Here is an 8,319-nt window from a genome sequence, read left to right as displayed (position 1 = left end):
GAGACCATGAAGGGCATCAACGACTCCAGCCGCAAGATCGCCGACATCATCTCGGTGATCGATGGCATCGCCTTCCAGACCAACATCCTGGCGCTCAACGCCGCGGTGGAGGCGGCCCGTGCCGGCGAACAGGGCCGCGGCTTCGCGGTGGTGGCCGGCGAGGTGCGCACGCTGGCGCAGCGCAGTGCCGACGCGGCCAAGGAGATCAAGGGCCTGATCACCGCCAGCGTCGAGCGCGTCGAGCAGGGCAGCGCCCTGGTGGACCAGGCCGGCGCCACGATGGACGAGGTCGTGGCCTCGATCCGCCGCGTCACCGACCTGATGGGCGAGATCAGTGCGGCCAGCCGCGAGCAGAGCGCCGGCGTGGCGCAGATCGACGATGCGGTCAACCAGATGGACCAGGCCACGCAGCAGAACGCCGCCCTGGTCGAGGAAAGTGCCGCCGCCGCCGACAGCCTGAAAACGCAGGCGCAGCAGCTGGTGGGTGCCGTCGCCGTGTTCAAGGTCGGCGGCCACGAGGCCTCCAACGCGCCCGCCCTGGGCCTGGCGCCGATGGCCGCACGCACCGCCGTGCGCCCCACCCTGCCGCGCAAGCCCCTGGGCGCCACGGGCAAGCCGGCCAGCGCGCCGACCGCCGAGCTGCCCCGCCGCACCGGCACCGACGACGACTGGCAGACCTTCTGAGGCGCGACGCCGGCCAGTGCCGGCTAGTGGTTGCCGAGGCGCCCCGCGGGGCGCCTTGTCGTTGGCGCGGAGCCCTCGTGCCGGTGCCGCCACGCGGCGCTGCCGGGGACATAGAGACGGTCCGACCAGGTGGCCACCCACCCGGGCTGCAGCAGGACCAGCAGCGCGATCGCCATCCCCGTGAACATGCCATCAAGCAGCCCGGCCAGCGCGAACACGGCCGGTGCGGCGTCGCCCAGCGCCTCGTGGCGTCCGGCCAGCGCGTGGGCCAGGCAGGCCACGCCGAAGGTGGCCGCCATCGGCAGCAGGAACGCGCGGCCGACCAGGTACAGGAAGGGTTGCGGACCGGCCGCGCGCCGCAGCGCAGCGCCGGCCACGAGGCCCGCCGTCGCCGGCACGATGCCCTGCCAGAGCGCGGCGCCGAGGGCGCCCGGCCACGAGACGTCGCCCAGCACCGCGCCGGCGACGCCGGCGGCCAGGAACACCAGCACGGCCAGGGGCCAGCCGAGCGCCAGCAGCACGAACTGCGCCCCCAGCAGCCCGAGCGCCAGGGACAGGGGCGCGCGCCACCCCCACCACAGCACGGGCACGAGCACGAGCGAGGCGACCAGGGGCACGAGGAGGCCGCGACCGGTCCCCTGCAGCATGCGCCAGGGCCGCACCGCGCAGGCGGCGGCCAGCGCGGCGATCAGCAGGCAGGATTCGAGAAAGCCGGGCAGCAGGAGCATGGGAGCACCGTGCGCGAGAGGCGCAACGGCTGCTGCATCGTGCCCTGCGGCCGATGCGCGCCCCTGTAGGAGAAGTCGGAAAACGGCGGCCGGACGGCCGCCCTGCTCAGGCCTGTTCGCAGGCGCCGCTGCGCCAGGCCGACGCGGCGAAGCCGCCGCCCGCGCCGTAGGTGCCGCGCTGCTGGTGCTCCTGCAGCCCGCCATGCAGGCGGCCCAGCGCCTCGAGCGAGCGCTGGACGTCCAGGCTGCGGCGGGTGGCCACGGTCCGTGCGGCCCCGGCCTGCGCGGCGAGCGTCGCCAGGCGCGGCCGCAGCGCCGCCGGGAGCTCGCCCTGCCCGGCATGCCGGGCGAGAACGGCCAGCGACGGCCGCATCGCGGCCGCCAGGGAGGCCAGCGTGTCGGCGTCACCGTCACGCACGGCCTGGTACTGCGCCTGCTGCAGCGGCTCCAGGGCCGCCACGGCTGCCGCCAGATCGGCGGGGATCACGCGCTGCGCGGGCCGAGCAGCGCCGTCGCGTCGGCGATCAGCTGGTCGGCGATGCGCTCCGGGTTGACCGTGAAGCGGCCTTCCTGGATGGCGGTGCGGATGGCGTCCACCTTGGCGCTGTCGAAGTCGCCGCCCAGCTGGCCGAGCTGGGCGCCGGCCGCCGACACCTCCACCTGGTCGGTGCTGGCGGCGGCGGGCGCCACGGGCGCGGCGCCAGGGGCGGTGCGCCCGGTGCGCAACGCCGCGTCGGCGGCATGCGTGTCGAGGGTCGATCCGATCTTCATGGGGTTCTCCGGCGGGCCGCCAGAGCAGCCCGTGCAGCATTATTCGGCCCGCCCGGCGGGAACTGAAGGGCGGAAAAGCAAGTTTTTTCGTGCCCTGTTCGCATCGCCGGTCTCAGAGGGCCACGTCCACCAGCCGGCCCTCGCGGGCGATGCCCGTCAGGACCCGGCCCAGTTCGGTGCGCACCCGCAGTGGCTGCCCTTCCGCGGCCGCGGTCAGGGCCTGGCCGCTGGCGGTCACGGAAAAGCCGGTGCCGGCGATGCGCAGCCGGACCGGATCGCCGGCCTGGACGACCGGCACGGCCCGGAGCATGTCCGGGCGCAGCGGCTGCCCGGCGCCCACGGGACGGGTCAGGCCCCGGCCCTGGAGCGCGGCGACCTCGCGCAGCACGGCGGCCGGCTCGCGCGTGAGCTCCACCTCCTGCTCGCGCACGTCCTGGGCCGTCGGCACCGTGCCGGCGGCCAGCGGCGCGGCGGCCACCAGCGCGATGCCCCAGGCGCGCACCGTGACCGGCACCATCAGGGTCCAGGCCGCGCCCTCGACGCAGCGCACGCCGACGGCCAGCCGCCCCCAGGGGCGGGCGCCGGCCGGCAGGAAGGGTTCGGTGCGGGCGCAGGCGGCGAGATCCGCCCGGGGCGTCACGCTGGCGAACTGCACGTCGAACCGGGTGAGCTGCGGCGCGGCGGTCGCGACCTGCTGCGACACGAAGGCACGCAGCACGTTCTCGTCCAGCGGCGGCGCCAGCTGGGCGCGCGCGCCGCCGGCCAGCGCACCGGCCAGCAGGAAGAGGAATGGAACAAGGCGCATGGCGGCGGCTCCCGCGGATGTGGAGGCTGGACTGTAGGAGCGCGCGGGCAGCGGCACGGGTGCCAAAAGGCGCGCAAACCGCCGCCTTATCGTCGCTTCAGTTTTCCGGGCCGGATCCGATACTGCGCCGCACACCGGGACTTCCCCCTGGTGGAGGACCCACCCCGCCATGAGCCTCCTCACCGCCAAGCTCGACGGCCACGCCCGTGCCCTGGACCTGCTGGCCCAGCGCCAGAAGGTGCTGGCCGGCAACATCGCCAACGCCGACACCCCTGGCTTCAAGGCGCGCGACTTCGATTTCGCGCAGGCGCTGGCGCAGGCGCGCGGCGGCAGCGGCGGCACGGCCACCACCAATCCGCGCCACCTGCAGGCATCGGGCGCCCCGGCCGGCGCCGGCGCCTCGCCCGAGACGCTGTTCCGCGCGTCGGACCAGCCGGCGCTGGACGGCAACACGGTGGACCTGGACCGCGAGCGCGCGCACTTCGCCGACAACTCGCTGCGCTACGAGTCCACCCTGCGCTTCATCAACCACGACGTGCGGACGCTGCTGTCCGCCATCACCGGCCAGTAAAGGACGGCGCGATGTCCCTGTTCAACCTGTTCAACATCTCCGGCAGCGCCGTCTCGGCCCAGAGCAAGCGGCTCAACGTCGTGGCCAGCAACCTGGCCAATGCCGACAGCGTGGCCGGCCCGGACGGCCAGCCGTACAAGGCACGGCAGATCAGCTTCCAGGCCGAACTCGCGGCCAACGGCGACACCGCCGGCGTGCGCGTCGGCGGCATCACCGAGACCGCCGCGCCCGGCCGCCGCGTGCACGAGCCCGCGCACCCGATGGCCGATGCCGACGGCTACGTGACCCACTCGAACGTGAACGTGGTCGACGAGATGGTCAACATGATCTCGGCCTCGCGCGCCTACCAGAACAACGTCGAGGTGATGAACACCGCACGCCAGCTGCTGGCCAAGACCCTGCAGATGGGCCAGTGAGGACCGCCGCATGACCACGCCCATCACCAGCACCGGCACCCCCAACGCCGCCGCCAATGCGGCCGCCTCCGCCTCGTCGCTGACCAGCGCCGCCGACCAGCAGGACCGCTTCATGAAGCTGCTGGTCGCGCAGATGAAGAACCAGGATCCGCTCAATCCGATGGACAACGCGCAGATGACCAGCCAGGTCGCGCAGATCAACACGGTGGGCGGCATCGAGAAACTCAACACGACGGTCAACTCGCTGCTGGCCGCCTTCGGCAACCTGCAGGCGCAGACGGCCACCCAGCTGGCCGGCCGGGGCGTGCTGATCGAGGGCAACCAGCTGCAGCTCACGGGGGACTACGCGGTGGGCGGCGTGCAGCTGGGCGCCGCCGCCGACACGGTGACGGTCGAGATCGTGGACGCCGCCGGCGTGGTGGGCCGCCGCATCCCGGTCGGCGCCTCGCCGGCCGGCTCGCGGTCCTTCGTGTGGGACGGCAAGCTCGCCGACGGCAGCCAGGCCGCCGACGGCACCTGGAAGTTCCGCGTCGTCGCCACCTCGGCCGGCAAGGACGTGGCCGCCACGCCGCTGGTGGGCGCCCAGGTCCTGTCCGTCTCCCATGCCGCCGACGGCACCGTCCAGCTCGACCTCGGCGCCAAGGGCGTCAAGCCGATGGACGCCGTCCGCTCCTACTTCTGACCCCCGCAACACCGGAGAACCCTCCATGAGCTTCCAGCAAGGCATCAGCGGCCTGAACGCCGCGGCCCGCAACCTCGAGGTGATCGGCAACAACATCGCCAACGCCAACACCGTGGGCGCCAAGCAGTCCCGCGTGGAGTTCGCCGACGTGTACGCCAACGCGACGCTGCACCAGACCAGCGCCGCCCCCGGCATGGGCGTGCAGGTCGCCGCCGTCACGCAGCAGTTCGGGCAGGGCGCGCTGCGCACCACCGAGAACCCCATGGACCTGGCGATCAACGGCCCCGGCTTCTTCGTCGTGGCGCGCGCCGGATCGGTGGGCGATTCGTCCTTCACCCGCAACGGCCAGTTCCAGCTCGACAACCAGGGCTACATGGTCACCAACACGGGCATGCGCCTGCAGGGCTACAACGTGGATCCGGCCACCGGCCGCTCGGTCGGCGTGCTGGGCGACATCCGCCTGCCGGCCGACGGCATCGCGCCCAAGGTGACGACCAGCGCCAGCCTGGGCCTGAACCTGGACTCGCGCACCGCCGCGCCGCCCGCGTCCATGCCGGCGTTCAACCTGACCGACCCGACCTCCTACACCTCGTCGACCTCGATGACGGTGTACGACCAGCAGGGCAACCAGCACGTGCTCAGCACCTACTACCGCCGCACCGCCACCGACAACCAGTGGGAGGTCTTTGCGGCCATGGACGGCACGGCGGTTCCGCCGGTCGCCGGCGGCGCCCAGCCGCCCGCCGGGCGCCTGACCTTCCTGCCGAACGGCTCGCTCGACGCCGCCAACTCCGGCACCCTGAACGCGGGCGTGCTGACGCCCGGCGACCTGACGCTCGACCTGCCCTACCCCACCTCGACGCTTCCGGTCCCGCCCGGGTCGTCCACCACCTCGGCGCCCGTGCAGCTGTCGTTCTCCGGCGCGACGCAGTACGGCAACGCGTTCGGCGTGATGGCGGTGAGCCAGGACGGCTATGCACCCGGCCAGCTCACCGGCTTCGCCGTCGATGGCAGCGGCATCGTCCAGGCCCGCTACTCCAATGGCCGGACCCAGGCCGCCGCCCAGGTCGGGCTGGCCGACTTCCGCAATGCCCAGGGCCTGGCCTCGGTGGGCAACAACCTGTGGCGCGCGACGCCCACCTCCGGCCAGCCGGCCATCAGCACCCCCGGCACCGCCAACCTCGGCGTGCTGCAGGGCGGCGCGCTGGAGGAGTCGAACATCGACCTGACCGCGCAGCTGGTCGACATGATCGGCGCGCAGCGGGCCTACCAGGCCAACGCCCAGACCATCAAGACGCAGGACCAGATGCTCTCGACGCTGGTCAACCTGCGCTGACCCCACGGGCCGCTGATCCATGGACCGCCTGATCTACACCGCCGCTGCCGGCGCCCGTGCGCTGGTGCAGCGCCAGGACGGCATCGCCAACAACCTGGCCAACGCCAACACCACCGGCTACCGCGCCGACCAGGTGGCGTTCCGCGCCGTGCCGGTGCGCGGCGACGGCGCTCCCACCCGGGTGGTGTCGCTGGAGGCATCGGCCGGCTTCGACGAGCGTTCCGGCCCGATCGAGCAGACCGGGCGCAACCTGGACGTCGCGGTGCTCGGCAAGGGCTACCTGGCGGTGCAGGCGGGCGACGGCGGCGAGGCCTACACCCGCGGCGGCGCGCTGCAGGTCAACGACCAGGGCGTCCTCGTCACCTCCGCCGGCCAGCCGGTGGCCGGCGAAGGCGGCCCCTTGAACATCCCGGTCGGCAGCACGGTGACCATCGGCCACGACGGCACCGTGTCGGCCCAGCCCGCGCGCGGCCCGGCGCAGACCGTCGGCCGCCTGAAGCTGGTGAACCCCGAGCCGGGCGAACTGCGCAAGGGCGACGACGGGCTGCTGCGCATGCGCAGCGGCGAGGACGCGCCGGCCGACGAGACCGTGCGCGTGGCCGCCGGCGCGCTCGAGGGCAGCAACGTGAACGTGGTCGAGGCCATGGTCGGCATGATCGCCGCCTCCCGCCAGTTCGAGACCCAGATGAAGCTCCTGCAGACCGCGGAGCAGAACGACCAGCGGGCCGCCCAGTTGCTGGCGCCCGCCCGCTAACAGGAGACCGCCATGCTGCGTTCGCTCGACATCGCCAAGACCGGACTGGAAGCCCAGCAGACCCAGCTGGATGCCATCACCCACAACCTCGCCAACGTCGGCACCAACGGCTACAAGCGCAGCCGCGCGGTGTTCGAGGACCTGCTGTACCAGAACATCCGCCAGGCCGGCGCGCCCGATGCGGCCGAGACCCAGCTGCCCACCGGCCTGCAGCTGGGCAGCGGCGTGCGCACCGTCGCCACCTCCCGCAACTTCTCGCAGGGCGCGCTGACCCAGACCGGCAACCAGCTGGACATGGCGATCAACGGCCACGGCTTCTTCCAGGTGCAGATGCCCGACGGCACCACCGCCTACACCCGCGACGGCTCGTTCCAGGTCGACGCGCAGGGCCAGATGGTCACCTCCAGCGGCTATCTGCTGAACCCGCAGATCACCGTGCCGCCGAACGCCCAGACCATCACGGTCGGCCGCGACGGCATCGTGTCGGCACAGCTGCCGGGCAATGCCACGCCGCAGCAGATCGGCCAGCTGCAGCTGGCCAGCTTCATGAACCCGGCCGGCCTCGACCCGCGCGGCGGCAACCTCTTCGCCGAGACCGCGGCCTCGGGCACGCCGCAGACCGGCAACCCGGGCAGCAACGGCCTGGGCGTCCTCAACCAGGGTGCCGTCGAAAGCTCGAACGTCAACGTGGTCGAGGAGCTGGTCGCGATGATCCAGACCCAGCGCGCCTACGAGATCAATTCCAAGGCGATCCAGACGTCCGACCAGATGCTCGGCCGCCTGTCGCAGCTGTGAGGCACCGCCGGATCGCGATGACCGCCATGAACACCCTCCTGCGCCTGGGCACCCTCGGCTGCGCCGCCCTCCTGGCTGCCTGCAGCGTCCTCACCACCCCGCCGGTCGACATGCACGCCGCGTCCGCCGCGCCCCTGGTGGCCGCGCCGGTTCCGGCGCCCACCCACGGCGCGATCTTCCAGGCAGCCACGCACCGGCCGCTGTTCGAGGACCGCCGCGCCCGCCTGGCCGGCGACACGCTGACGATCCAGATCGAGGAGACGCTCACCGCCAGCCAGCAGTCCACCACCAAGCTGGACCGCAGCGGCAACGTCTCGTCCAGCATCTCCGCCGCGCCCTTCGGCACGGCCAAGTACCTGGGCAAGCTCGGGGTGGGTGCCGAGTCCAGCGCCTCCGGCAACGGCGACGGCAAGACCAACAGCACCAACACCTTCACCGGCGTGATCACGGTCACCGTGCTGCAGGTGCTCCCCAGCGGCAACCTGCTGGTCGGGGGCGAGAAGCAGATCGGCGTCAACCAGAACGTCGACGTGCTGCGCTTTTCCGGCGTCGTCAACCCGGTGACCATCCGCGCCGGCAACGTCGTCAGCTCCACCCAGGTGGCCGATGCCCGCCTCGAGCAGCGCGGCCGCGGCGATGTCGGCCGCGTGCAGGGCCTGGGCTGGCTCTCCCGCTTCTTCCTCTCCGTGGCGCCGGTCTGACCGTCATGCGGCTTCCTGCGTCCTCCCGCCCCGCCTTCTTCGTCGGCCCTGCCCTCTTCTTCGGCCGGCGGCCGGC

Annotated in this window: 12 protein-coding genes; 8 read left to right on the top strand and 4 right to left on the bottom strand. The window is 72.9% G+C overall.

The window, feature by feature from the left end; translation table 11 throughout:
- A partial coding sequence (locus VFE82_RS08850; protein WP_324999890.1) for a methyl-accepting chemotaxis protein occupies positions 1-684 on the top strand: 684 nt, incomplete at its 5' end.
- Between the two features lie 23 nt (positions 685-707).
- On the opposite strand, the gene VFE82_RS08845 is transcribed toward VFE82_RS08850, so the two are convergent.
- The 4 genes from VFE82_RS08845 to flgA all read right to left on the bottom strand — a co-directional run bounded on the left by VFE82_RS08845 (position 708) and on the right by flgA (position 2,988).
- Positions 708-1,412 (bottom strand): hypothetical protein, encoded by a 705-nt coding sequence (locus VFE82_RS08845; RefSeq protein WP_324999889.1) that lies wholly within the window; start codon positions 1,410-1,412, stop codon positions 708-710.
- Between the two features lie 106 nt (positions 1,413-1,518).
- Entirely contained in the window at positions 1,519-1,899 is a 381-nt protein-coding gene (locus tag VFE82_RS08840) for a hypothetical protein (RefSeq protein ID WP_324999888.1), read from the bottom strand.
- Positions 1,896-2,183 carry a flagellar biosynthesis anti-sigma factor FlgM gene (flgM, locus tag VFE82_RS08835; RefSeq protein WP_324999887.1) on the bottom strand — a complete coding sequence of 96 codons (288 nt, stop codon included), beginning with the start codon at positions 2,181-2,183 and terminating at the stop codon, positions 1,896-1,898. Before flgM ends, VFE82_RS08840 begins: the two co-directional genes overlap by 4 nt.
- Positions 2,184-2,295: 112 nt before the next feature.
- A complete protein-coding gene (gene flgA, locus VFE82_RS08830) occupies positions 2,296-2,988 on the bottom strand; it encodes a flagellar basal body P-ring formation chaperone FlgA (protein ID WP_324999886.1) in 693 nt (230 codons plus the stop codon).
- A 169-nt stretch (positions 2,989-3,157) separates the two neighbouring features.
- On the opposite strand from flgA, the gene flgB reads away from it, so the two are divergent.
- Genes flgB through VFE82_RS08795 form a run of 7 tightly spaced genes read left to right on the top strand, consistent with a single transcriptional unit; the run spans position 3,158 to position 8,243 of the window.
- Complete coding sequence (flgB, locus tag VFE82_RS08825; RefSeq protein WP_324999885.1) at positions 3,158-3,559, top strand: flagellar basal body rod protein FlgB; 402 nt, start codon at positions 3,158-3,160, stop codon at positions 3,557-3,559.
- Positions 3,560-3,570: 11 nt separating this feature from the next.
- Positions 3,571-3,975, top strand: coding sequence for a flagellar basal body rod protein FlgC (flgC, locus tag VFE82_RS08820; protein ID WP_324999884.1), 405 nt, complete (start codon positions 3,571-3,573; stop codon positions 3,973-3,975).
- 10 nt (positions 3,976-3,985) lie between these two features.
- Positions 3,986-4,657 (top strand): flagellar hook assembly protein FlgD, encoded by a 672-nt coding sequence (locus tag VFE82_RS08815; RefSeq protein WP_324999883.1) that lies wholly within the window; start codon positions 3,986-3,988, stop codon positions 4,655-4,657.
- Between the two features lie 25 nt (positions 4,658-4,682).
- A complete protein-coding gene (gene flgE, locus VFE82_RS08810) occupies positions 4,683-5,993 on the top strand; it encodes a flagellar hook protein FlgE (protein WP_324999882.1) in 1,311 nt (436 codons plus the stop codon).
- A 19-nt stretch (positions 5,994-6,012) separates the two neighbouring features.
- A complete protein-coding gene (gene flgF / locus VFE82_RS08805) occupies positions 6,013-6,747 on the top strand; it encodes a flagellar basal-body rod protein FlgF (protein WP_324999881.1) in 735 nt (244 codons plus the stop codon).
- Between the two features lie 12 nt (positions 6,748-6,759).
- Entirely contained in the window at positions 6,760-7,542 is a 783-nt protein-coding gene (gene flgG, locus VFE82_RS08800; RefSeq protein WP_324999880.1) for a flagellar basal-body rod protein FlgG, read from the top strand.
- A gap of 26 nt (positions 7,543-7,568) precedes the next feature.
- Positions 7,569-8,243, top strand: coding sequence for a flagellar basal body L-ring protein FlgH (locus tag VFE82_RS08795; protein WP_324999879.1), 675 nt, complete (start codon positions 7,569-7,571; stop codon positions 8,241-8,243).
- Positions 8,244-8,319: the final 76 nt, after the last annotated feature.

Source organism: Ramlibacter sp. (assembly GCF_035655895.1).
Lineage (GTDB): Bacteria > Pseudomonadota > Gammaproteobacteria > Burkholderiales > Burkholderiaceae_C > Ramlibacter.
This window is presented reverse-complemented; position numbering and strand designations above follow the sequence as displayed.